This is a genomic window from Vibrio sp. Vb0349, assembly GCF_033338975.1.
The window spans coordinates 170,634-192,523 of sequence record NZ_JAWOTS010000007.1 but is presented as its reverse complement, the minus strand read 5'-3'; the positions used below and the strand labels follow the sequence as shown (position 1 = coordinate 192,523).

General features: G+C 42.5%; 22 protein-coding genes. 7 read left to right on the top strand and 15 right to left on the bottom strand.

Annotated features, from left to right (window positions below):
- Positions 1 to 88 precede the first annotated feature (88 nt).
- The 5 genes from R7Q47_RS11300 to potA all read right to left on the bottom strand — a co-directional run bounded on the left by R7Q47_RS11300 (position 89) and on the right by potA (position 5,236).
- Positions 89 to 1,126, bottom strand: coding sequence for an extracellular solute-binding protein (locus R7Q47_RS11300; RefSeq protein ID WP_318088985.1), 1,038 nt, complete (start codon positions 1,124 to 1,126; stop codon positions 89 to 91).
- Positions 1,127 to 1,375: 249 nt separating this feature from the next.
- Positions 1,376 to 2,407 (bottom strand): extracellular solute-binding protein, encoded by a 1,032-nt coding sequence (locus R7Q47_RS11295; protein WP_149191784.1) that lies wholly within the window; start codon positions 2,405 to 2,407, stop codon positions 1,376 to 1,378.
- A gap of 102 nt (positions 2,408 to 2,509) precedes the next feature.
- Complete coding sequence (gene potC, locus R7Q47_RS11290) at positions 2,510 to 3,280, bottom strand: spermidine/putrescine ABC transporter permease PotC (RefSeq protein ID WP_318088984.1); 771 nt, start codon at positions 3,278 to 3,280, stop codon at positions 2,510 to 2,512.
- Positions 3,280 to 4,140 carry a spermidine/putrescine ABC transporter permease PotB gene (gene potB, locus R7Q47_RS11285; protein ID WP_154204586.1) on the bottom strand — a complete coding sequence of 287 codons (861 nt, stop codon included), beginning with the start codon at positions 4,138 to 4,140 and terminating at the stop codon, positions 3,280 to 3,282. Before potB ends, potC begins: the two co-directional genes overlap by 1 nt.
- Entirely contained in the window at positions 4,121 to 5,236 is a 1,116-nt protein-coding gene (potA, locus tag R7Q47_RS11280) for a spermidine/putrescine ABC transporter ATP-binding protein PotA (RefSeq protein WP_017634901.1), read from the bottom strand. Before potA ends, potB begins: the two co-directional genes overlap by 20 nt.
- Before the next feature lie 400 nt (positions 5,237 to 5,636).
- On the opposite strand from potA, the gene R7Q47_RS11275 reads away from it, so the two are divergent.
- From R7Q47_RS11275 to ttcA, 4 genes are all read left to right on the top strand, one after another.
- Positions 5,637 to 6,434, top strand: a complete 798-nt coding sequence (locus tag R7Q47_RS11275) for a hypothetical protein (RefSeq protein ID WP_005377508.1) — start codon at positions 5,637 to 5,639, stop codon at positions 6,432 to 6,434.
- On the top strand, positions 6,427 to 7,263 hold the full coding sequence (locus R7Q47_RS11270; RefSeq protein WP_017634900.1) for a glucosaminidase domain-containing protein: 837 nt from the start codon (positions 6,427 to 6,429) through the stop codon (positions 7,261 to 7,263). Before R7Q47_RS11275 ends, R7Q47_RS11270 begins: the two co-directional genes overlap by 8 nt.
- Positions 7,264 to 7,276: 13 nt before the next feature.
- The gene (locus tag R7Q47_RS11265) at positions 7,277 to 7,939 is read left to right on the top strand and encodes a DUF2987 domain-containing protein (RefSeq protein ID WP_005389171.1); all 663 of its coding nucleotides are present in this window, start codon (positions 7,277 to 7,279) and stop codon (positions 7,937 to 7,939) included.
- A 198-nt stretch (positions 7,940 to 8,137) separates the two neighbouring features.
- The gene (gene ttcA / locus R7Q47_RS11260; protein WP_005377502.1) at positions 8,138 to 9,031 is read left to right on the top strand and encodes a tRNA 2-thiocytidine(32) synthetase TtcA; all 894 of its coding nucleotides are present in this window, start codon (positions 8,138 to 8,140) and stop codon (positions 9,029 to 9,031) included.
- A gap of 139 nt (positions 9,032 to 9,170) precedes the next feature.
- Here ttcA and uspE read toward each other — a convergent pair whose 3' ends face one another.
- The 10 genes from uspE to ccoN all read right to left on the bottom strand — a co-directional run bounded on the left by uspE (position 9,171) and on the right by ccoN (position 18,172).
- A complete protein-coding gene (uspE, locus tag R7Q47_RS11255; protein WP_005377500.1) occupies positions 9,171 to 10,118 on the bottom strand; it encodes a universal stress protein UspE in 948 nt (315 codons plus the stop codon).
- Between the two features lie 180 nt (positions 10,119 to 10,298).
- Complete coding sequence (locus tag R7Q47_RS11250; protein ID WP_005377497.1) at positions 10,299 to 11,045, bottom strand: FNR family transcription factor; 747 nt, start codon at positions 11,043 to 11,045, stop codon at positions 10,299 to 10,301.
- Between the two features lie 90 nt (positions 11,046 to 11,135).
- On the bottom strand, positions 11,136 to 11,816 hold the full coding sequence (locus tag R7Q47_RS11245) for a sulfite exporter TauE/SafE family protein (RefSeq protein WP_064353933.1): 681 nt from the start codon (positions 11,814 to 11,816) through the stop codon (positions 11,136 to 11,138).
- Between the two features lie 8 nt (positions 11,817 to 11,824).
- Positions 11,825 to 11,989, bottom strand: coding sequence for a cbb3-type cytochrome oxidase assembly protein CcoS (ccoS, locus tag R7Q47_RS11240; RefSeq protein ID WP_005377493.1), 165 nt, complete (start codon positions 11,987 to 11,989; stop codon positions 11,825 to 11,827).
- A 15-nt stretch (positions 11,990 to 12,004) separates the two neighbouring features.
- Positions 12,005 to 14,368 (bottom strand): heavy metal translocating P-type ATPase, encoded by a 2,364-nt coding sequence (locus tag R7Q47_RS11235; RefSeq protein WP_318088983.1) that lies wholly within the window; start codon positions 14,366 to 14,368, stop codon positions 12,005 to 12,007.
- A 4-nt stretch (positions 14,369 to 14,372) separates the two neighbouring features.
- A complete protein-coding gene (locus R7Q47_RS11230; RefSeq protein WP_005377489.1) occupies positions 14,373 to 14,849 on the bottom strand; it encodes a FixH family protein in 477 nt (158 codons plus the stop codon).
- Between the two features lie 105 nt (positions 14,850 to 14,954).
- A complete protein-coding gene (ccoP, locus tag R7Q47_RS11225) occupies positions 14,955 to 15,929 on the bottom strand; it encodes a cytochrome-c oxidase, cbb3-type subunit III (protein WP_005377487.1) in 975 nt (324 codons plus the stop codon).
- On the bottom strand, positions 15,929 to 16,102 hold the full coding sequence (locus tag R7Q47_RS11220; protein WP_005377485.1) for a cbb3-type cytochrome oxidase subunit 3: 174 nt from the start codon (positions 16,100 to 16,102) through the stop codon (positions 15,929 to 15,931). Before R7Q47_RS11220 ends, ccoP begins: the two co-directional genes overlap by 1 nt.
- A 9-nt stretch (positions 16,103 to 16,111) precedes the next feature.
- The gene (ccoO, locus tag R7Q47_RS11215; protein ID WP_005377475.1) at positions 16,112 to 16,732 is read right to left on the bottom strand and encodes a cytochrome-c oxidase, cbb3-type subunit II; all 621 of its coding nucleotides are present in this window, start codon (positions 16,730 to 16,732) and stop codon (positions 16,112 to 16,114) included.
- A gap of 12 nt (positions 16,733 to 16,744) precedes the next feature.
- On the bottom strand, positions 16,745 to 18,172 hold the full coding sequence (ccoN, locus tag R7Q47_RS11210) for a cytochrome-c oxidase, cbb3-type subunit I (protein WP_005396488.1): 1,428 nt from the start codon (positions 18,170 to 18,172) through the stop codon (positions 16,745 to 16,747).
- A 257-nt stretch (positions 18,173 to 18,429) separates the two neighbouring features.
- Between ccoN and R7Q47_RS11205 the strand changes: the two genes are divergently transcribed.
- The 3 genes from R7Q47_RS11205 to R7Q47_RS11195 all read left to right on the top strand — a co-directional run bounded on the left by R7Q47_RS11205 (position 18,430) and on the right by R7Q47_RS11195 (position 21,792).
- Positions 18,430 to 18,786: a hypothetical protein gene (locus tag R7Q47_RS11205; protein WP_005377473.1), complete on the top strand. Its 357-nt coding sequence runs from the start codon at positions 18,430 to 18,432 to the stop codon at positions 18,784 to 18,786.
- A gap of 113 nt (positions 18,787 to 18,899) precedes the next feature.
- Positions 18,900 to 20,081: an FIST signal transduction protein gene (locus tag R7Q47_RS11200; protein WP_151514797.1), complete on the top strand. Its 1,182-nt coding sequence runs from the start codon at positions 18,900 to 18,902 to the stop codon at positions 20,079 to 20,081.
- Entirely contained in the window at positions 20,071 to 21,792 is a 1,722-nt protein-coding gene (locus tag R7Q47_RS11195) for an ATP-binding protein (protein WP_154204585.1), read from the top strand. Before R7Q47_RS11200 ends, R7Q47_RS11195 begins: the two co-directional genes overlap by 11 nt.
- Positions 21,793 to 21,890: the final 98 nt, after the last annotated feature.

Here is a 21,890-nt window from a genome sequence, read left to right as displayed (position 1 = left end):
CTTTAAAATACAAAACGCCCGATGAAGTACATCGAGCGTTTTAGTTAAAAAGTGTCAACCCATATCAGGACGGGTCAAAACTAACGAATTAGTTGTTCACTTTTAGCTTTTGGAAGTACTCATCGTACATTACGCTCGCTTCGCCAACTTCATCTTGCCAAGTACCGCTGTCCATCACTTCTTGTGGTGGGAAGATGCTTGGATCATTAGCAAATTCTTTCGGTAGCAGATCGTGTGCCGTTTTAACTGGCGTAGGATAACCAATCTCAAGTGCAATCTTAGCTGCGTTCTCAGGACGTAGTAGGAAATCGATCATCTTATGAGCTGCGTCAACGTTCTTCGCACCAGCTGGAATTGCTAGGCTGTCCATCCAGAAGATAGTGCCTTTTTCTGGCCAGATGATGTCGATGTTCGCGCCTTCTTGACGAGCCATGTATGCAGAACCGTTCCAAAGCATGCCTAGTGAAACTTCACCCGCAAGGTAAGGGTTTGCAGGAAAGTCTGAGTTAAATACTAATACGTTTGGCATTAGCTTTTTCAGTTCTTCGTAAGCGGCTTTGATTTCTTCTGGGTTAGTCGTGTTTGGTGAGTAACCAAGCTTAGTCAATGCAATGTGGAATACTTCGCGAGAATCATCCATCAGCATTAGTTGACCTTCCCACTTACTATCCCAAAAATTATCCCATTTAGAAACCGATGACTTGTCTAGCATGTCAGCATTGATACCAATACCGGTCGCACCCCAAATGTATGGGATAGAGTAGTTGTTGTTCGGATCGAACGGTTTGTTTAGGAAGTTAGTATCAAGATCGGCAAAATGAGATAATTTCTCTTTGTCGATCTGTTGTAGCATGCCTTCTTTACGCATTTTAGAGACGAAATAGGTAGACGGTACTACCAAGTCGTAACCAGAACCTTGAGTTTTTAGTTTTGCGTACATACTCTCGTTAGATTCGTATGTAGAGTAAATAACTTTGATTCCGGTTTCTTTTGTAAAGTCTTCAAGAACTTCGTTTGGAATGTATTCCGACCAGTTGTAGAAATACAGTTCTTGATCAGCAGCCATTGCAGGGGTAGCGATGAGCGTCGCTGCACATAGAGCGCTTGCGTAGAATTTACTTTTCATTTGTTTTCCGTTTTGTTTCGCGATTGGACAAGTCAATACTAGCTGGAGTTATCAAGTTGAGCCAAATCGCAGTAAGCACAAATATGTTCATTTAGCTTGAATATCGTTGTCTCCTTGTTATGAGACGATAAATCTATGATACCAAGACAAATAAACCTAGCAACGCGCGATTATATCAGCCTAAGACAAAAATAGGCAGCGTATTGCTGCCTATTTTCCTATGGTTGATGACTTGTTACACAAGCTAGATTATTGTCCCGCTTTCAGCTTGAGGAAGTAATCTTCGTATTTAACGGTTAGATCACCAACCGCATCTTGCCATTCAACGCGGTCAAGGTCTTCTTGAGAAGGGAATAGTGGGGCAACGTCTTTAAACTTAGCATTCGATTCCTCCACCGCCGTTAGGTACCCAGTATCACGAGAGATTTGCTCTGCGATTTCTGGGCGCAGTAGGAAGTCGATCATCTTGTGAGCGGCTTCTACGTTCTTCGCACCGGAAGAGATAGCGAAGTTATCAACCCAGCCGATACCACCTTCTTTAGGAAAAACGAGTTTAAGGTTCAGGCCTTCATTTTGTGCGGCTGCAGCGCTACCGTTCCAAAGCATACCAACGCCCACTTCACCAGACATGTAAGGTGCGCCAGGGTTGTCAGAGTTAAAAACTAAAACGTTAGGCATCAACTTTTGTAGCTCAGCGTACGCTTCATCGATTTGCTTAGGGTCTTTTGAGTTACCTGAGTAGCCAAGTTTACGTAGAGCGATATGGAATACTTCACGAGTGTCGTCCATCAACATTACTTGACCTTCAAGCTCAGGCTTCCATAGGTCAGCCCAGCTTTGGAAGTCTTTTGGGTCGTACATGTCTGCGTTAACCGCTAGGCCTGTAATCGCAACAACGTGTGGAATAGAGTAGTCGTTACTTGGATCGTAAGGCTTGTCTAGGTAGTTTTTATCTAGGTTGCCGAAGTTTTTCAGCTTAGTCTTATCGATCTTTTGTAGCATGCCTTCGTCACGCATCTTCGCCACGAAGTACGTTGAAGGTACTACTAGATCATAACCTTGGTTATGAGTTTTTAGCTTTGCATACAAAGTTTCGTTCGACTCGTAAGTCGAGTAGATCACTTTGATGCCAGTTTCTTTAGTAAATTGCTCTAGGATATTACTGTTGATGTAAGGACCCCAGTTCATAAATACTAGTTCTTTATCATCCGCTGTCGCTGTACCAGAGAACAGAGAAAGCGCACATGCACTACCAGCTAATAGAGTAGCCCATTTTTTCATTGACGTTAGCTCCAAACCAAACGTTGTCCAATTTTGGACGATAGATAGAAAAACAGAATGGCATGTAACCATTCTGTTTCGTGATGTTAACAGGTGCGGATTCTACTTCACTTTTTCTCTTGCTAGCAACTGAGAAATTACTACCAAGACCAAAGAAACAATCAACATCACCGTTGCTAGGGCGTTCACTTCCGGTGAAATGCCCACCTTAACCATGGAGTAAATCTTCAATGGCAAGATTTCGTATGTTGGACCCGTTACAAACGAGCTGATGATCACATCGTCCAAAGACAGGGTAAAGCTCAATAACCAACCTGCGGCAACCGCTGGTTTAGCGAGAGGAAGGATGATCTGTTTCAAGATAACCCACTCGCTTGCACCAAGGTCTTTTGCTGCTTCCAACATTTTCACATCAAAGCCATTTAAGCGGCTGTATACAGTTACCACAACGAATGGTAGACAAAAGGTGATGTGAGCAATCAATAGTGTACAGAAGCCAAGCTGTGCGCCTAATACTAGGAACAGAGCAAGTAATGAAATCGCCATTACAATATCGGGAGACATCATCACGACAAACAGCATGCCGTTTACCGCACCTTTACCTTTGAACGAGTAACGGAATAGGGCAACGGCCGTTAAGCTACCAATGATGGTTGCTGCTGTCGCTGAGAATACCGCTACGTTCAATGAATGCCATGCAGCTTGCATTAGGCTGTCGTTATTTACTAAGGTTTCGTACCATTTCGTGGTGAAACCACCCCATTTCATACCAAATTTGTTGGCATTAAATGAGTTAACAATTAAGACGATGATTGGCAGATACAAAAATGCATACACCAGCGCCATAAAGCTAAATCTAACTGTGCGTCCCATTAGTCTAGCTCCACTTTCTTATTCAATAGTTTGCCCGCTCTGTAGTAAGCGTAAAGCATCACAGCCATTGCGAAGGTGAGGGCGATACTGGTCGCAGCACCAAATGGCCAGTCACGAGCGTTCAATACTTGGCTCTTAATAACGTTACCAATCAGTAGGTTCTTCGCACCACCAAGAAGGTCAGAGATGTAGAACATACCTAGTGCTGGTAGCAGAACCAACAAACAACCACCGATAATGCCAGGCATTGTAAGAGGTAGAATCACTTTCGTAATGGTTTGGAACTTGTTCGCACCAAGATCTTTCGCCGCCTCGATATAAGTGTTGTCCAACTTCTCGATTGCCGAGTAAAGCGGCAGAATCATAAATGGAAGCAGGATGTACACAAGGCCAATCATTACTGCTGTTTCGGTGTACATAATACGTAATGGCTTATCGATGATTTCCATCGCCATTAATGATTTGTTCAAAATACCTTGTGTACCCAGAACAATCTTCAGGCCGTAAGTACGGATAAGAGAGTTTGTCCAAAAAGGTACGATAACTAAGAACAACATGAATGGGCGGCATTTCTCTGGCATTTTCGCTATGATGTAAGCAAATGGGTAACCAATTACTAAACACAACAACGTCGCCACAATCGCCATGTAGAACGAGTGCATCAGCACTTTCGCATACAAGGGATCGAGTAGACGTAAGTAGTTGTCGAAAGTAAATGTCATTTCGATTAAGTTTGCTTCATCACGCGTTAAGAAACTCGTACCGATAATCATCACATTTGGTACCAACACGAAAAGTGTTAACCAACCGACGATTAAGGTAATGATCGCGTTTTGAAGATTAATCTTCTTGCTTATCATTGAGGACTACCTCCCAGCTCTCAACCCAAGTGATAGCGACTTTCTGGCCAAGTGAGTGGTCCACATCAGGATCATCTTCGTTAAAGAATTCGCTAACCATTACACGCATGCCTGAATCCAATTGGATAACTGAATCAAGCGTCATACCTTTATAGGTACGCTCTGTTACGTGACCTACGATGCCTTTTTCTTCAGACTCTTTGATCTCTTCGATACGTAAGTCTTCTGGGCGAAGTAGTACTTGCAGTTTTTCACCTGCTTGCGCTTCCTGATCGTAGTAAACAACAGACTCGACACCTTCGATTTCTGCACGGATACGTTTCTCGTCGATACGCTCTAGCATTGTTGCGTTGAATACGTTGATCTCACCGATAAAGCGAGCAACAAATAGGTTCTTCGGCTCTTCGTAAATCTCACGTGGAGAGCCATCTTGTTCGATAACACCGTCGCGCATAACAATAATGCGGTCAGACATCGATAGGGCTTCTTCCTGATCGTGCGTAACGAAGATAAAGGTAATACCAAGTTGACGCTGAAGCTGTTTAAGCTCGATTTGCATTTGCTTACGCAGTTTGTAATCAAGTGCAGATAGAGATTCATCTAGCAGCAGTACTTTTGGTTTGTTAACAACCGCACGCGCAATGGCGATACGTTGTTGCTGACCACCAGAAAGCTGATGAGGCTTACGCTGTGCCATTTTTTCTAGGCGCACCATGCGTAGCGCTTCCATTACTCGTGGTTCAATGTCCGCAGTAGGTGTTTTCTGCATACGAAGACCAAAAGCGACATTCTCATATACGGTCATGTGTGGAAACAATGCGTAACTTTGAAATACCGTGTTGACGTGCCTTTGCTCCGCAGGAACCTGTGTTACATCCTGGTCATCCAAAATAATTTGACCGTTATCTGCCGTTTCAAAACCTGCAATCATGCGTAAAACTGTTGTCTTACCACAACCAGAAGGCCCGAGAATCGTCAGAAATTCACCATGATTAACATCCAGATTTAAATTACCGATGATTTCCTTACCATCGAAACTTTTACTAATACCAGATAAACGAATAACTGGCTTTCCTGCTTGCGGTTTTGCGTTCAACGTCTGTATTTCCCCCACGTTCAAGCCGGGATTATCCCAGCTGATGTGACACTAACCATTCACTTTTGAGGCGCGCATCATAATCACCAAAAGTGTGAAATTAAAGCATTTTCTTATCTTGAAACAGAAATAATTTTGCAGGAAAAAGCCATCATTCCTTACCATACTGTTTTTATGAGATTAATTGGCATCTAGACACAGTTTGATAGCACTAAACTTTGTTCAACAATTGTTTCAATTTCATGACCTTGAAAGTGGTTAATTATCAACCATACAGTTGAGATTGCAAGGATTGTAGGTGAGTTGTGATGTTAGATGTGGAAAGATTTCTTTATAATGACGATTACATTAATTGACTGGAATTCCAGTCAAAATTTTACAAGTTAGTCTTGGATAAACTATGAACGACGATTTTGAGAAAGATTTCAATCTTGGGGGGAGTGTAGAGCGAGCTTTGTCTGGCAACTACGAGCTTAAAGCTGGCGCGGTTTTTAACGAAGCTTGGCGAGCAACCATCCAGCACTTTTTATCATTTTCTCCTGCCATTATTGTATTGCTTTTTGTCCAGTTAGGTATTTTCTATATTGCATTAAAACTGCAGTTGGGCGATTTGACCGTTATTCTTGATGCGTTTGAGAACCCAGAGTCGTTCACAAACGATATTGTGTCTTCTATTTATGTCGCGAATTTCAGTTATGAGGTGATTAGCGCCCCAATTTATGCGGGGATAAGTTTGATGGCTATGAGTCATGTCGCTGGCCTAAAGACTAAGTTGCGCCATGTTGGAAAGGGGTTGCAGTTCACCATTCCTGTTATCCTAGCAACGCTCATGAGCTTAATGCTACAAGGTGTGGTTGGTATGATTTTTCCTTTACTGTCGCTGTATCTTTCCTTGGCATTTAGTCACTCTATCTTGTTGATTTGTGAGAAAAGGGTGCCACCAATGCAAGCGTTGCTGTTATCACTTCGCGCAATCAACAAGAAGATTTTTGTGGTCGCGGGGCTTTACTTAGGCGTGATGTTAATGTTTATTATTGCAGCAATGTTCTACGGTATTGGCTTGATTTTTGTGCTGCCATTCTTCTTCCATTTGAAAGGCATACTCTACCGCGAAATGTTTGGAATTAAGCTTAAGATCGTTACAACACAGAAAAACGATAATGATCACGATGGTAACTCACAGGTGTTTGATGCCTAATTCTTTGAAATCAATAAGTTTACGAGTGGCGGCAACCTGTATAGCCGCCACTTTTATTTCTATAGGCCCATATTTACACTACGAGAAACAGTTTAAATATGTGGAAAATCCTGACGTACTCTCTGGCAAGATTAAGCATGTCGATTTATCACACTTGCCATACATCGGTGATATCCCAGACTTCAATTCAATAAAAGATACGAAAGAGAAAAAAGCTGCTTTTTTTGATTTTTTAAGGCCTAAAATTGCTCTTGAGAATCAACGAATTCGTCATGAGCGGGCCTTTCTTACCTCTTTAAAGGTGGGACAAGTGACGCAAGAACAACAAGAGTATGCTCAGCGGTTATCATCTCTGTATTCGTTGCCCTTGAGTAACGATAAGATTGATCAAGCATGGCTAGACGAGATGCTTGTGAGAGTGAACGTCTTACCTGAAGCCTTGGTTCTAACTCAAGCGGCAAATGAATCTGCGTGGGGCACTTCTCGTTTTGCTACTCAAGCAAACAACTTGTTTGGCCAATGGTGTTATAAAAAGGGCTGTGGAATTGTTCCAGCGCAACGTGGCGCTAACAAAGTTCATGAAGTTGAAAAATTCGACTCTGTACAACAGTCTGTTCATGGCTACTTTATGAATGTTAATCGAAACCCAGCGTATGCAGACCTGCGTGAAATCAGAACATCTCTGGCTGAAAAGAACAAGGGCTTGTTAACGGTTGCAACCGCGTCAGAGTTAACGCATGGGTTGCTAGCCTATTCTGAACGTGGCATCGCCTATGTACACGATCTTCGCGCTATGATTCGTCATAACAACGCCTACTGGACGCAATAAAATAACGGATAAAATGAAAAAGTTAAGCCTAAGTCTATTGGGAAGTGCGGCGCTAATTCTTGTATCGCCGATAACCCAAGCTCAAGAGTACATGTTCACGTACTCAAAGTTATACACTCAACTAAAAAACAACAATAAAGAAGGGCATGACGATGTGAAAGTTGGTGTCTTTTTTGTGGACGCAAAAACTAAGCAAATTTGTACGATAGAAAAAGCTTGGATGGAAAAAGAAGAGCACTATGAAGAGTTTGTTATCCCTGCTTCACAAGAGTTGCCTTTACCAGTTGATAAAAACTTAAAGTCAGCAAATCCGTTGGTTTTTGTCGATACCCCAAAAGATACACGTTGCGATTACTCACTTGTCGTGATGACCAAAGAACCATTACAGGGTAACGTTTCTTACGACCAACTTAAGCCTCTTCTACCTCAAATGCAGACGATGCTGGAAGATTTAGGCGGTATGTTTGCGGGTTGGTTTACACCGGAAGTTCAAGGTGTGACGATGGAGTTTGCAAATCAACTGAATGATAAAGTGATTTTCTCAAACGGAACCGAAAAGCCAATTGTCAATGGCAAGATACAAGTCGCACTAAGTGAAATAGGGCAAGGTGGCACAATGACACTACCAGAACCGACGATGCGAGTGTTACCTTATCTACCTAACGCAAAGAAATGAACACTGAACGTTTAGAAAGGGCTGCAATCGCAGCTCTTTTTTAATTTTGACCGTAACTAAAGTATCTTTCACACTCTTTTCTTAAAGACTCAATAAGACAAGCATTTAATCCTGCGTAAAAAGCTCGTATAATCCACGCCCCAAAGAAACCCATGTTAGGAAGTCCTAGTCGATTTATCGGCGATGTGAGAGCCCGCAATGAACCAAATAGATACAAGAAAAGAAACCCTAGAATTCAACAAGCTTCAGAAACGCCTAAGAAGACATGTTGGAAATGCCATTACTGATTACAACATGATCGAAGAAGGCGATGTTGTAATGGCATGTATTAGCGGTGGTAAAGATTCATTCGCGATGCTTGATATCCTGCTGAATCTTCAAAAAGCCGCACCGATCAAATTTGAAGTGGTTGCGGTAAACCTAGACCAAAAACAACCGGGCTTCCCTGAGCACATTCTGCCAGAGTATTTCGAAACACTGAATATCCCTTACTATATCGTCGATAAGGACACGTACTCCGTCGTAAAAGAGAAGGTACCAGAAGGCAAAACCACTTGTGGTCTGTGTTCACGCCTGCGACGTGGTACGCTGTATTCATTTGCAGAGAAGATTGGTGCAACTAAGCTTGCGCTAGGTCATCACATGGATGACATCGTCGAAACAATGTTCTTGAATATGTTCCACGGCTCTCGCCTTAAAGCGATGCCACCAAAGCTACGCTCTGATGATGGTCGTAACGTGGTCATTCGTCCATTGACTTACTGTCGTGAAAAAGATTTGATCAAATACGCTGAGCACAAGGATTTCCCAATTATTCCGTGTAACCTTTGTGGCTCTCAAGAGAACCTTCAGCGTCAATCTATAAAAGCAATGTTGATTGAATGGGATAAGAAGACGCCAGGGCGTGTGGAAGCGATTTTTAAATCAATTCAAAACGTAAGCCCAAGCCAACTAGCAGACCGGGAATTGTTCGACTTTGTTAACTTACCGCTAGATCGTGAAGGTAACCGCGAAGAGTATGAATTTAATGAGGCTGTCGTTTCTTCGACGAATATTGATGAATCAATGTTCATCGATGTTACGAACATCTAACCCGTAAAAAAGGAGGTCAATTAGACCTCCTTTTTTGTACCCAACGCTTTAACTGTTCCCAAAAAAAATCCCCCTGTATTCGGGGGATTTATTAGCGCTTATTTGAAAGCGCTCAATACATAGCAATACTAAGGAGAGATTAGGTTGCTGTATTTGGATCGAGAGGACTAATGTAGCCTTTTGGTTTTAGAGCCAACACATCGCAATTTATTTTATCAATCACGTGCTCCGCTGTATTACCAATAAAGACAGCAGAAAGCCCAGTTCGCCCTGTAGTACCTAAAATAACCATTGCAGCGTTCAAGCGCTCTGCAGCTGCCGGAATGACATCTTCAGGTAAACCTTGCTCAACTATCGTTTGTTCTTCATCAAGACCATGTTTTTGGCGTAGTGCTTTCATAGCCGTTAAATGATGACCTCGCACTGCATCGGTATAAGTCGTTGGGTCAAATTCAGGAAGTTCAATCGTAATGTTCGCCGGTGTAACGGGGTAGGCGTTAACAAGATATGGCTTGGCCTCAAGCCGAGTGGTGATTTCTTTTAATCGCTCGACCATCGTATCGTTGAGATCAATATGAGTCGGGTTTTCTGAGCCCACATGTACTGAGGCAAGGATACTTGCTTGTTCCGGCCAAGCAGCATTCTTGATAAGAAGCACTGGAATAGGGCATTTTCGCAACAAGTGCCAATCTGTCGGTGTGAAAATGACAGACTCTAAAACATCATGCTTACGTGTGCCTTTGATGACTAGGTCATGATTGCCTGCATAGACTTCAGCAATAATCGCCTCATAAGGGCGGTTGTGCCAGACAACACAAACATCAAAGTCGAAGCCATCGTTTAGGTATGGTTGAGCAATTTTACGCATCCACTGCTCACGCTGATGAATGACACCTCGACGCATAGCATCTCTTTCATCCACTGATAGCATTGACGTCATGTCATACGAGAAATCGTAAATGGATAAAAAGAAAGTGATTCGGCTTCTAGATACACTTTTCTGAGCTAATTGAACAGCTCTTGCAAGTGCGGGCTGCTCATCATTATTGATGTCAGCTACAACAAGGATCTTACTGTATATACTCATAACTAAGCCCACTTCTATTGCAAAACCAGATACTGAATGTAAATTAAATCAGTATTTTGGAGTACTCACCGTACATTTTTACTGTAGCTTAGTTTGGAGAACTTTTTGAGGACTTTCGAAAGGAATTTATGAGAAATATGATGTAGCTCATTTTCGAGCTACATCAATAATTAGGGTGTATTATTCTTTAGTTACACCAGCAAGTTCCATCAATGCATCGTGGTCTAAGATAGTGATATATTTACCTTTTACGCTTAGGATCTCAGATTTCTGGAAACGACCTAACAAACGACTGATCGTTTCGACTGTAAGACCAAGGTAGTTGCCAATATCACCACGAGTCATAGTTAAACGAAACTCTCTAGGGCTGAAGCCACGCTGAGAAAAACGCGTTGATAGGTTGTAAAGGAAAGCAGCTAGTCGCTCTTCTGCGTTCTTTTTAGAAAGAAGCAAAATCATTTCCTGATCACCTTTAATTTCGTTACTCATCAAACGCATGATTTGCTGGCGAAGCTTAGGCATTTTACCCGATAGATCGTCTAAAATTTCGTATGGGATTTCACATACCATCGACGTTTCGAGTGCTTGAGCAAAGCTAGGGTGGGAGTCACCAGTGATAGCATCGAAACCGACTAAGTCTCCAGCTAAGTGAAACGCTGTGATTTGCTCATCACCTTGCTCTGTGATCGTATAGCTCTTGATGGTACCAGAGCGGATAGCGTATAGCGATTTTAGCTCATCACCGGCCTTAAAAAGCTCTTGTCCTTTTTGAATAGGCTTCTTACGTTCGATGATTTGGTCAAGCTGGTCAAGTTCTGCCTCATTTAGAGTGAACGGGATACACAGTTGACTAATGCTACAATCTTGGCAATGAATGGCGCAACCGCCTGATTGGATACGCTTTGTTGCAGGTTTTTCAGAAATCATAACAACCTTTCACTATTTGATATACATCAATATTTTAGCATCGCTTAATCCTAAAGGGTAGCAAAAATGTCACCTCAATAGAGTTTAACGTTATATGAAACCGAGTAACGCTAAGGCTCCTACAGCGGTATACGTACCATAGCCAATAAGGATTAATGCTGAAATATTTCTAAATATTAATGATTTTTGTAATTTCTGAAAATGATTGGCACCGTATCCAATAATAAGCATTGCAGGTAGCGTTCCGAGCCCAAACGCAAGCATAATTAGGCCGCCGTTCATCGCACTACCAGAAACCGCCGACCAAGTAAGCGCTGAATAAACTAAACCACATGGTAACCAACCCCAAATAAAGCCAAATGGCAACGCGTGAAGAGGATGCTTTAATGGTAACAAACTCTTCCCTGCCGGCGAGATAAAGCGCCAGAGATACTGCCCTAGCTTTTCTATTAAAAGTAAGCCTTGCCACCATTTAGCAATATACAGCGCGACCAGGATCATGAATAACGCAGCAATCAGCCTTAACCAAGCAAGAGAGTGCGTTAACCCACTAAGCTCAGATAAACCTGATATAGCACCACCCACTAATGCACCTATTAAGGTATAACTGAACAATCGTCCGAGGTTGTAGAAGAGGGGGATAAGAGGGGTGGTTTTATTTTTAGCAGAAGAGCCCATGGTAAGTAGAGACGCGATACCACCACACATACCCATACAATGACCGGCTCCTACTAAGCCGATCATCAACGCACCGATAAAATCAGGAGTCATAAAGGTCGCTACTTTTTATCACTATTAGATTGGTCTTCTTCGTCGAGAAGAATGTTGTGCCCTTGCCGTTCAAGATCTTCAAACTGATCGCTTCTTACCGCCCAAAGAAAAACGGCGACAGCAACACAAACGAGAACGATAGCGATGGGAATCAATATATAAAGACTTTCCATGTTTGCTTTCTCTACTTATTTCTCTTTGAGCAGGCGCAAAGAGTTAGATACAACGATAATTGAGCTTGCAGACATGCCAACTACTGCAATGTAGGGAGCCACTAAACCTGCGACCGCCAAAGGCAAAATTAACAGGTTGTAACCCAAAGACCAAGCCAAGTTTTCTCGAATAATCTTTCTTGTACGCAGTGCAAGCAAACGTGCCTCTAGTAGCTTTTCGAGATTATCCCCAAGTAACGTCATATCTGCAGAAGCTTTAGCGACATCTGTACCACCGCCCATTGCGACAGAAAGGTGAGCTCCGGCGAGAGTCGGCGCGTCATTGATTCCATCACCAACCATCATAGTGATACTGTTTTCGTCCAAGCTCTTAAGGTATGCAAGCTTATCTTCTGGCTTTGCTGACGCGACGATGTGATCGATACCAATTTCATTCGCCACTGGTTGGGCGTTTGAGAGAGAATCACCTGTTAGCAGGGTTGTCTTAATTCCAGCGTCAGCAAAACGTTGAATAAAGGCTTTGCTTTCTTTTCGGATAGGGTCGCGGTAGTAAAAGCTAGCGACATGCTTGCCATCAACCGACAGATAGACCGCCTGGCTTTCACCACTTTCTTTGCCTTGAACAAAAGCAGCACTACCTATCTTAACGATTTTGCCATTCCACATACCCTCAATCCCTGAACCAATCACGTTTTGCACATCAGACACGATAAAGTCATCATTGGTGAAAGTTGCAAAAGAACGAGCGATAGGGTGGTTTGCATGAGCCTCTAAAGCTGCAGCTAGTGATAAACAATCTTTCTGTGGGAGATCACTAAGTACCTTTGTTTCACAGATCTCAATATCACCTTTCGTTAGAGTGCCTGTTTTATCTACAACTAAGTGGTTGATCTTACATAATGTCTCAAACACATGGCCTTTACGAAGTAAAATGCCAAAATTACCCATTCTAGAGGTAGCACAAGTGAGTGCGGTCGGTGTAGCCAGAGATAGCGCACATGGACACGTAGCGACTAACACAGACAGCATGATCCAAAACGCATCATCTGGTTTTGTTTGATGCCAGTAAAACCAAGTACCAGCAGAGATAATAAGAATCACACCAACAAAGTAACGGGCGACAATGTCTGCAATTTCCGCAATTTTAGGTTTGGAGTGTTGAGCTTCATCTTGTAAACGCACGATGTTAGCAATCATTGAATCGGCCTTTGAGCTTACTACCTCAAGTTCAAATGATTCGTCTCCGTTTAGCGTTCCTGCATAAACAATATCGCCTTCTCGTTTCACAACGTGCACTGACTCGCCCGTTAGCATGGATTCATCAATATGAATACGGCCTGAAATAACTTTACCGTCAGCGGGGATATGTTCACCAGGTAGAACGCGAATACGATCGCCAACTTTTAGCGTCTTCACGGGTATCTGATCACCGTCCAGCGTTGTAGCAATTGCAGGAATCAACTTAAGAAGGTTACCACTCGCTGCAGCAGCTTTGCGACGAGCGCGCATCTCTAAGAATCGACCTACTAACAAAAAGAAGGTAAACATCGAGATAGATTCAAAGAAGACTTCGCCTTGTTCAGTTACTGTTGCAACTAAACTTGCAACATAGGCAAAGATCAACGCGATAGAAACCGGGACATCCATACCAAGGGTTCGGCCTTTGATACTGCGCCATGCGTTTAAGTAAAATGGAAGAGCGGAATAAAGCAAAACAGGAGTAGCAAAAATCAAACTTACCCAACGAAAGTAACTTTTAAACTCTGGCTCTAAATCACCAAAGACTTCGAGATACAGTGCAACGGCGAGCATCATGACCTGCATGGTTGCTAAACCTGCAATACCTAGCCGATATAGATATTGCTTCATCATTCGATGGTAAGAGGCTTCTTGCTTATCTGCTTCAAAAGGTGCAGCTTTGTAACCAAGTTTATGAATAACGGAAAGGAGCTCGCTTAACCGTACCTGAGTTTTATCCCAGGCTAGTAACGCTCGATTGGTGGTTGTATTAACACGAATAGATACCAACCCGGCTGTATTGGAAACTTGCTTTTCGATTAACCACGCACAAGCAGCACATGAAACGCCTTCTAAAGAAAGGGTTACTTCAGAAACATTTTCGCGATTTCGTACGAATTCAGATTGTACATCCGCATTGTCATAATGAATTAAAGCTTGGAGTTGCTCTGGTACTAGATCTGCCTTTTCTGCAGGCGCAGTGCGGTATTGGTAATATGATACAAGACCACTATCGACAATAGTCTGCGCCACAGTTTCGCAGCCCGGACAACACATGTCGCGAATTTCACCCAATATTTCTACTTTGAAATCCGTGTTGGCTGGTACATCTTCACCGCAGTGATAACAGGATTTACACATATGCTTACTTCATTAACGGTGTTGAAGAGGCAGGAAACTCAACTTTACCTTGGATCATCCATTGCTTGTCGTGTGGTTGTAGTTCAACAAACCATGGTCCTTGAATAGATTCCTCAGCTTTTAGTCGGTAATTACCAGATGCATCCGCTGTTACAAGCTTTGTGAAGTCACGATCAGGAAGAGTACGATGAGTGAAAGTGGCCGTTAGAGCAGGGTAATGAGGTAGCTTCCCTTTAGCGAAAACAATCACAACATTGTTATTTTCAGAGGAAATCTCAGCGTTAAGACCTAGGTCACGAGCGACATTCATTTTACTAATGTCGATATTAATGCCTTTGCCTTTTTTATAGTAATCCTCGGCGACTAAAGAAACAGAGTTGTTCGAGAAAACGACCACAGTAATCACAGTCCAAACTACGACAGTAAGAGGAAGGATGATTAGGAACCACGGCCAAAATTGTTTATACCAAGGCTTTACCATAAAAAAGTTCTCAACAGCTAAATGAAAAAATGTAAGGCGTTAAATTTAAAGGAAAGACAGCCCCTATGAAAGGGGCTGTTATTGCTATGTTACGTAATATCTCAGTTACTTACTCTCTGAGTTACTTAAACTCCAGACATATGAGGCAACGAGCTGAACTTTATCTTCACCCAAAATGTCTTTCCACGCAGGCATTACGCCTGAGCGTCCGTTCATTACGGTTTCTGTTACAGCTGCACGAGAGTCACCAAATAACCAGTCTTGGTCTGTAAGGTCAGGCGCACCGACTGCAGGGTTACCCTTACCATCGGTACCATGACAAGCAGCACACACTACGAAGCGTGCTTTACCTGCCGCGGCTTCACGAGCATTTACTTTACGACCAGATAGACTAAGTGTGTAACTTACAACTTCTTGAACACCTTGCTCACCAAGGGCATCTTTCCATGCTGGCATTTGACCAATACGGCCGTGCATGATGGTTGTAACGATCGCTGCTGGCTCGCCACCATATAGCCATGCATCATCAGTCAGGTTAGGGAAGCCTTTCTGACCACGTGCATCAGAGCCATGGCATTGAGAACAGTTTTGCAAAAACAAACGCTGACCAACTTTTAATGCTTCAGGATCTTGCGCAATTTCAGGAATTGGGCGTAGACCACTGTCATTGTGCGCAAGTTTACGGAATGCTTCGCCGAAGTAAGCGTCGGCATCATCCAGTTCTTTTGCATATTGGTTTAGTTGCTTGTTCTCTTGTGCTGCAGCGATGGCTTCTTTTGACTCTTCTAGTGAGCGAACGGTTTGAGCCGAACTCTGCCAGTTTAAAAAGCCCTTGAAGCTACCTAGACCTGGGAATAGGGCAAGGTAAACTGCTGCGAACACAAATGTGCTTACAAACAGGTAAGTCCACCACTTTGGTAGAGGGTTGTTTAGCTCGCGAATACCATCGTACTCGTGGCCCATGTCTTCCCCTTCCTCGACGCCCATTTTATCTTTAGCGCACCAAGTCAGGAGAATCGCACAGCCTACTAGCGTACCGACAGTAATCACGATAATCCAGAGACTCCAGAATGTAGTCATTACTTCTTCACTCCTTGGTTATTAGGGGTCTTTTGTTCTTCGTCAGCAAACACCAAGTTGGCATCTTCTTCAAAGCGTGCTTTACGCTTTTTACTAAATGCCCACCATACGATGCCAATAAAACTAGCGAAGAGTACAACGGTATAAATACTATGAATTGTACCGAAATCCATATGATCCCCTTACTTCATTGCATGACCAAGAGACTGAAGGTAAGCGATGATTGCATCCATCTCTGTTTTACCTTCTACTTCTTTAGCCGAATTCGCGATCTCTTCATCAGTGTATGGAACGCCGAACTGATCACGAAATAGCTCAAGTTTCTTCTGAGTTAGCTTACCGTCTAAAACGTTTTCAGCTAGCCACGGGAAACCTGGCATGTTTGACTCAGGTACAAGCTCACGAGGATCTAACAGGTGAACACGGTGCCATTCGTCAGAATAACGACCACCAACACGAGCTAAATCCGGGCCTGTACGCTTAGAGCCCCAAAGGAATGGGTGTTCCCAAACACTCTCACCAGCAACAGAGTAGTGACCGTAACGTTCAGTCTCTGAGCGGAAAGGACGAACCATCTGGCTGTGACAGACGTTACAACCTTCACGGATATAGATATCACGGCCTTCCATCTCCAAAGGAGTGTAAGCGCGCAGATTTTCTACAGGTTCAGTCGTTTGCTTTTGGAAAATCAGAGGAGTGATCTCTACAAGAGCACCCCAACTGATAGCAAACACGATAAAAATAGCCAACAAACCGACATTACGTTCTAAGATTTCATGGCGATTATTAGAATTATTACTCATTCTTAAATCTCCTTATGCCGGATGTGGGATAGCTTTTAGGCTTTCTTTAGGTGCACTTACCGTTTTGTACGTGTTGTATGCCATTAGGAACATACCAGATAGGAAGATAAATCCGCCTAGGAAACGTACAAAGTAGAACGGATAAGACGCTTCTACAGATTCAACAAAACTGTAAGTTAGCGTACCGTCAGAGTTAACCGCGCGCCACATAAGACCTTGCATTACACCAGAGATCCACATCGCAACGATGTAAAGAACGGTACCGATTGTTGCTAGCCAGAAATGCACATTAACTAGACCAACAGAGTACATACGCTCTTGGCCAAATAGGCGAGGTACCAAGTGATATACAGAGCCGATAGAAACCATCGCAACCCAACCTAACGCACCAGAGTGAACGTGACCAATGGTCCAGTCTGTGTAGTGAGAAAGTGCGTTAACCGTCTTAATCGACATCATCGGGCCTTCAAAGGTAGACATACCGTAGAACGACAGTGAAACGATTAGGAAACGTAGGATAGGGTCATAACGAAGCTTATGCCATGCACCAGATAACGTCATAATACCGTTGATCATACCACCCCAAGAAGGAGCAAATAGAACCAGCGACATAACCATACCTAGAGACTGAGTCCAGTCTGGTAGCGCTGTATAATGAAGGTGGTGAGGGCCTGCCCAAATATATAGAGAAATAAGTGCCCAGAAGTGAACGATAGATAGACGGTAAGAATAAACAGGACGTTCAGCTTGTTTAGGAACGAAGTAGTACATCATACCTAGGAAACCAGCGGTCAGTAGGAAACCTACCGCATTGTGTCCATACCACCACTGAACCATCGCATCCACTGCGCCCGAGTAAATCGAGTAAGATTTACCGAGTGACACAGGAATAGCCATGCTGTTCACGATGTGAAGTACTGCTACTGTGATAATAAAGGCACCGAAGAACCAGTTTGCCACATATATGTGTGACGTGTTTCGTTTCACCAGTGTGCCGAAGAACACCACCGCATATGATACCCATACTAGCGCAATTGCGATATCAATAGGCCATTCTAGCTCAGCATACTCTTTACCCGATGTTAAACCGAGAGGCAAAGTAATGGCTGCTGCCAGGATGATTGCTTGCCAACCCCAAAAGGTGAAGGCAACGAGTGGGCCACCAAAAAGACGTGTTTGACATGTGCGCTGTACAACATAATAAGACGTTGCGAACAGAGCACTGGTACCAAACGCAAAAATTACCGCATTAGTATGCAGTGGACGTAAGCGACTGTACGTCAACCACGGCGTATCAAAGTTTAGCTGTGGCCAAACTAATTGAGCGGCAATCAAAACACCAACAGCCATACCAACTATGCCCCATAAAATGGTCACAAGGGTAAATTGGCGAACGACTGTATAGTTGTAGTTTTGTTCAAGCTGCTTTACTTGGCTCATTTGCATGCTTCCAATTTCTAATTAACTACACTTTTACTTCCAACACGACTTGCGTCGTAACACCACCCAAGTAAACTCTAGAATTCAAGTGTTATCATCACCTTATTTCCATTGCTGACTTTAATAAAAAGTGGCATTTTCAGCGTGACACTATACTTGAATTAACAATTCAATGACAGGGTAGTAACCTTACTGGACCTCTGGAAATCATTTTTTATTTAAAAAGTTTGAAGTTTGTAACAAGGATATTAGTAATTATGCCTGCACAAAAGTTAACAAAGGCGCGACTTGCACAAATCTTAATCATGCTCAGTGTTTTAATAGGCGCATTTTTCTGGCGTACCTTTACACACGAGAGTGTTAATAGCGTTGACTGTTCACAAAAAGAACGATGCGATGTAACAATTGAAGGAGAAATAATCACGATTAATCGTGACTCAATGGGAATTTCGCTCGAAACAACAGAAAGTAGCACTCTAAAAATTGATCTAAATCAATCTGGTAATTTTATCAATCTCAATGAGAAGCATAAGTCAGTAGAATGGGACATCATGCCTGAATCGAAAAAAATCACCTTTAAAAAAGGTGAAAACATTGTTGTAGTTCAATTATAAATACGATCTATCACGAGATAATCGTAACTTATTAATGAAATTAACACCTTCTTACCTAGAGAAAATTGGTTGGAATGGTATAACAGCAGAGTGATATCCAATTATAAAATCGTATGCATTGCCAATCAGTTTTTACTCATATTAAAGATGAAGACTCAGCGATAAAAACGCTCAGGTCCGAATTGACACAACAGAGCTTGTCTTACGTGATGTGTTACTACACGGAAGAATACAATTTTGAGTTGATTCGAGAAGCGTTTCTTGCGCATTTTCCTGGTGTGCCTTTTCATGGCGCCAGTTCATGTCAAGCCGTAATGACAGATCAGGGCTTTCATACAGGCCCAGTAATTGCGGCACTTGCTGTTTATGATACAGGTCCTCATGCTTATGGTACTGGTATTTCTAATCACAACTCAGGTGACAGCGTCACCAAGGCTTTGGATATGGCCCTTGAGAACGCAAACCGTGTAGGAGAAGTACCAAACTTAATTCTACTTCATGCTACACCAGGGCAAGAGGAATCAATCATTGCGTCTATAGATGAAAGATTTGGAACTCTAATTCCAATTATTGGTGGTTCGGCCGCTGATAATAACATCGCTGGGAAATGGTCTGTGATAACCGCCCAAGGCTCTCAAACTTCAGGTTTAAGCTTAACTCTCTTTTACTCCTCTCAACCTGTTGATATCGCTTTTAGCGCTGGACATACACCAACTAATATCAAAGGTGTTGCAACCAAGACCAACGATAGATGCTTACTTGAAATTGATAACGAACCTGCGCTCAATGTTTATAGAAGGTGGACAAATCACCAGGATAACCAAGTAGGTAAAGATAATATGCTGTTTACAAACTCGAGTGCTTATCCATTAGGGCGGATCGCAGGTCATCTCTATGATCGCCCATATTACAAGTTATCCCATCCGATCCGTGAGACGCAAGATGGTGGAATCGAGTTGTTTACACGAATAGAAGAGGGTGACGAGCTCACATTAATGAAAGGAAGTCGTGAGCATCTCGTTGCGCGCGCTGCAAAAGTCGTCAATGCCGCTTTTAACCAAAAATTAGAAGAGTCTCGAAAAATTGGAGTGATAAATATCTTTTGCGCAGGTCCCATGTTGCACTTAATGCAAGACATGAATAGCGTTTGTGAACAAATTAACCAAGAACTAGAACATTTGCCTTTTATTTGCCCTTTTACTTTCGGCGAGCAAGGTAGATTTATTGGTGGTGAGAATGGACATGGAAACCTGATGATTTCATCGGCTATATTCCATAAACCTTATGAAAGATAAATACTTAGACATATATCAACAGGAAGCGCTTCAAGAAGCGTTAGTTGAGCTAAAGCAGGCTAGACAAAGAGAACGACTACTCGCCGATGAAAACAAGGCCATTCTTTCCGCGATATCTGCGATGAGTGAGGCAAAGAATCGGCATGAGATATTTACGGGATTAAACAATGTCCTCAAAAAGTACATCAACTTCGATGATTTTATTGTACTGACTCGTGATGGTGAACGATATCCCTTCAGAACATTGATATCAACTAATAGCGTATTTGATAATGTATCCTGGTTACACGGTAACACCTATCAGAGAGCTCTCAATGGTGAATGCATTCTGCTGTTCGAGCCAGATAAACTCGCTGAGTTTGTTAACTTAAACAGCTTTATAAAAAGCCATGTAAACTCGGTCGTTTTAACTGGTATACGTTCAGAAGTAACGCAAACCGTAATCCTACTTATTGGAGCTCAGAAAGGGCACTTTAGCATAGAGAATAAGGAAACCTTGAGGCGGTTTCGTCCCTTAATTGAAAGGGCGGTCATTGATATCGAGACCAAAGAGAAGTTACAACGTATCGTTGAAGTAAGAACAACTCAGCTCGCTAAAGCAAGAGAAGAAGCAGAGCTTGCGAACCGCTCTAAGTCGGAGTTCTTAGCGATGATGAGTCATGAAATAAGAACCCCTTTAAATTCCGTTCTTGGAATGCTAGATATACTGAAGCAATCAACCTTGTCAGAAGAACAAATTGATGCATTGAGCCAAATGGAGTGCTCTGCAGAGTTACTTCTCGCGATAATCAGTGACATTCTTGATCTTTCTAAAATCGAGTCAGGTCGCTTTCAGCTCAATGAACAATGGATTAACTTAAGAGACACTGTCACTTTTGTTATTTCTCAGCAAAAACAAATCGCTAAGAAGAAAAATCTTAAATTCAAGCTCAACTGTACTGTCACTAATGACAAACAATTTTGGATTGACTCCACGCGGTTATCTCAAATTCTGTTTAATCTAATAGGGAATGCAATAAAGTTTACAGACGAAGGTGAAGTAAAAGTTTCTGTATCTGAGCAAGATGCTGAACTTGTGATCTCAATATCTGACACTGGAATTGGTATATCTAAAGCAAAGCAAGAGCACTTGTTTACGGCATTTCATCAAGGAGACCGTTCCATCACGAGACGCTTCGGTGGTACAGGACTGGGGCTCGCAATAACCAAGCATTTAGTCGAAATGATGCGTGGCAAGATTGCCGTTAAAAGTGATGAGCATGTTGGTTCAACCTTTACGATTTCGATTCCAGTTTTGACTCGTTGTAATCAAAGTCGTCCAGTTAGAATCGAAACCAATCAACCGACAAAAGCAATGGAACTTCTCGTCGTAGAAGATACCGAGTCGAATCAGTTCGTAATAAAGCTTATCTTAAATAAGCTTGGCCATAATGTTCATATCGCAAGCCATGGAGCAGAGGCATTAACATTTTTAGAAGAGAATGAGGATTTAATCGATTTGATTCTCATGGATGTCTCGATGCCAGTGATGGATGGAATTACCGCAACAAGACTTATTCGAGATAAAGGTCTCAGGACCCCGATTATAGCGTTAACTGCACATGCGCTAGAAAGCGATAGAGATAAATGCCTGGATGCCGGTATGGACGGATTCATTTCCAAGCCAGTTAGAAGACAAGATATCTTTGAAGCTATACAGTCATTTCAATAAGTAAAAAGGCGTTAATATAGATCTTAACAATCGATAGATTATTAAGATCTATATTAAGTATTTTATGGTAAATAACCATTATGTTTAATGCTCACAGT

Bases quoted from the DNA above. Each gene is read 5' to 3' on its own strand.
- R7Q47_RS11300 (WP_318088985.1), bottom strand. From the start codon at position 1,126: ATGAAAAGTAAATTCTACGCAAGCGCTCTATGTGCAGCGACGCTCATC.
- R7Q47_RS11295 (WP_149191784.1), bottom strand. From the start codon at position 2,407: ATGAAAAAATGGGCTACTCTATTAGCTGGTAGTGCATGTGCGCTTTCT.
- potC (WP_318088984.1), bottom strand. From the start codon at position 3,280: ATGGGACGCACAGTTAGATTTAGCTTTATGGCGCTGGTGTATGCATTT.
- potB (WP_154204586.1), bottom strand. From the start codon at position 4,140: ATGATAAGCAAGAAGATTAATCTTCAAAACGCGATCATTACCTTAATC.
- R7Q47_RS11275 (WP_005377508.1), top strand. From the start codon at position 5,637: ATGAACGACGATTTTGAGAAAGATTTCAATCTTGGGGGGAGTGTAGAG.
- R7Q47_RS11270 (WP_017634900.1), top strand. From the start codon at position 6,427: ATGCCTAATTCTTTGAAATCAATAAGTTTACGAGTGGCGGCAACCTGT.
- R7Q47_RS11265 (WP_005389171.1), top strand. From the start codon at position 7,277: ATGAAAAAGTTAAGCCTAAGTCTATTGGGAAGTGCGGCGCTAATTCTT.
- ttcA (WP_005377502.1), top strand. From the start codon at position 8,138: ATGAACCAAATAGATACAAGAAAAGAAACCCTAGAATTCAACAAGCTT.
- uspE (WP_005377500.1), bottom strand. From the start codon at position 10,118: ATGAGTATATACAGTAAGATCCTTGTTGTAGCTGACATCAATAATGAT.
- R7Q47_RS11250 (WP_005377497.1), bottom strand. From the start codon at position 11,045: ATGATTTCTGAAAAACCTGCAACAAAGCGTATCCAATCAGGCGGTTGC.
- R7Q47_RS11245 (WP_064353933.1), bottom strand. From the start codon at position 11,816: ATGACTCCTGATTTTATCGGTGCGTTGATGATCGGCTTAGTAGGAGCC.
- ccoS (WP_005377493.1), bottom strand. From the start codon at position 11,989: ATGGAAAGTCTTTATATATTGATTCCCATCGCTATCGTTCTCGTTTGT.
- R7Q47_RS11235 (WP_318088983.1), bottom strand. From the start codon at position 14,368: ATGTGTAAATCCTGTTATCACTGCGGTGAAGATGTACCAGCCAACACG.
- R7Q47_RS11230 (WP_005377489.1), bottom strand. From the start codon at position 14,849: ATGGTAAAGCCTTGGTATAAACAATTTTGGCCGTGGTTCCTAATCATC.
- ccoP (WP_005377487.1), bottom strand. From the start codon at position 15,929: ATGACTACATTCTGGAGTCTCTGGATTATCGTGATTACTGTCGGTACG.
- R7Q47_RS11220 (WP_005377485.1), bottom strand. From the start codon at position 16,102: ATGGATTTCGGTACAATTCATAGTATTTATACCGTTGTACTCTTCGCT.
- ccoO (WP_005377475.1), bottom strand. From the start codon at position 16,732: ATGAGTAATAATTCTAATAATCGCCATGAAATCTTAGAACGTAATGTC.
- ccoN (WP_005396488.1), bottom strand. From the start codon at position 18,172: ATGAGCCAAGTAAAGCAGCTTGAACAAAACTACAACTATACAGTCGTT.
- R7Q47_RS11205 (WP_005377473.1), top strand. From the start codon at position 18,430: ATGCCTGCACAAAAGTTAACAAAGGCGCGACTTGCACAAATCTTAATC.
- R7Q47_RS11200 (WP_151514797.1), top strand. From the start codon at position 18,900: ATGCATTGCCAATCAGTTTTTACTCATATTAAAGATGAAGACTCAGCG.
- R7Q47_RS11195 (WP_154204585.1), top strand. From the start codon at position 20,071: ATGAAAGATAAATACTTAGACATATATCAACAGGAAGCGCTTCAAGAA.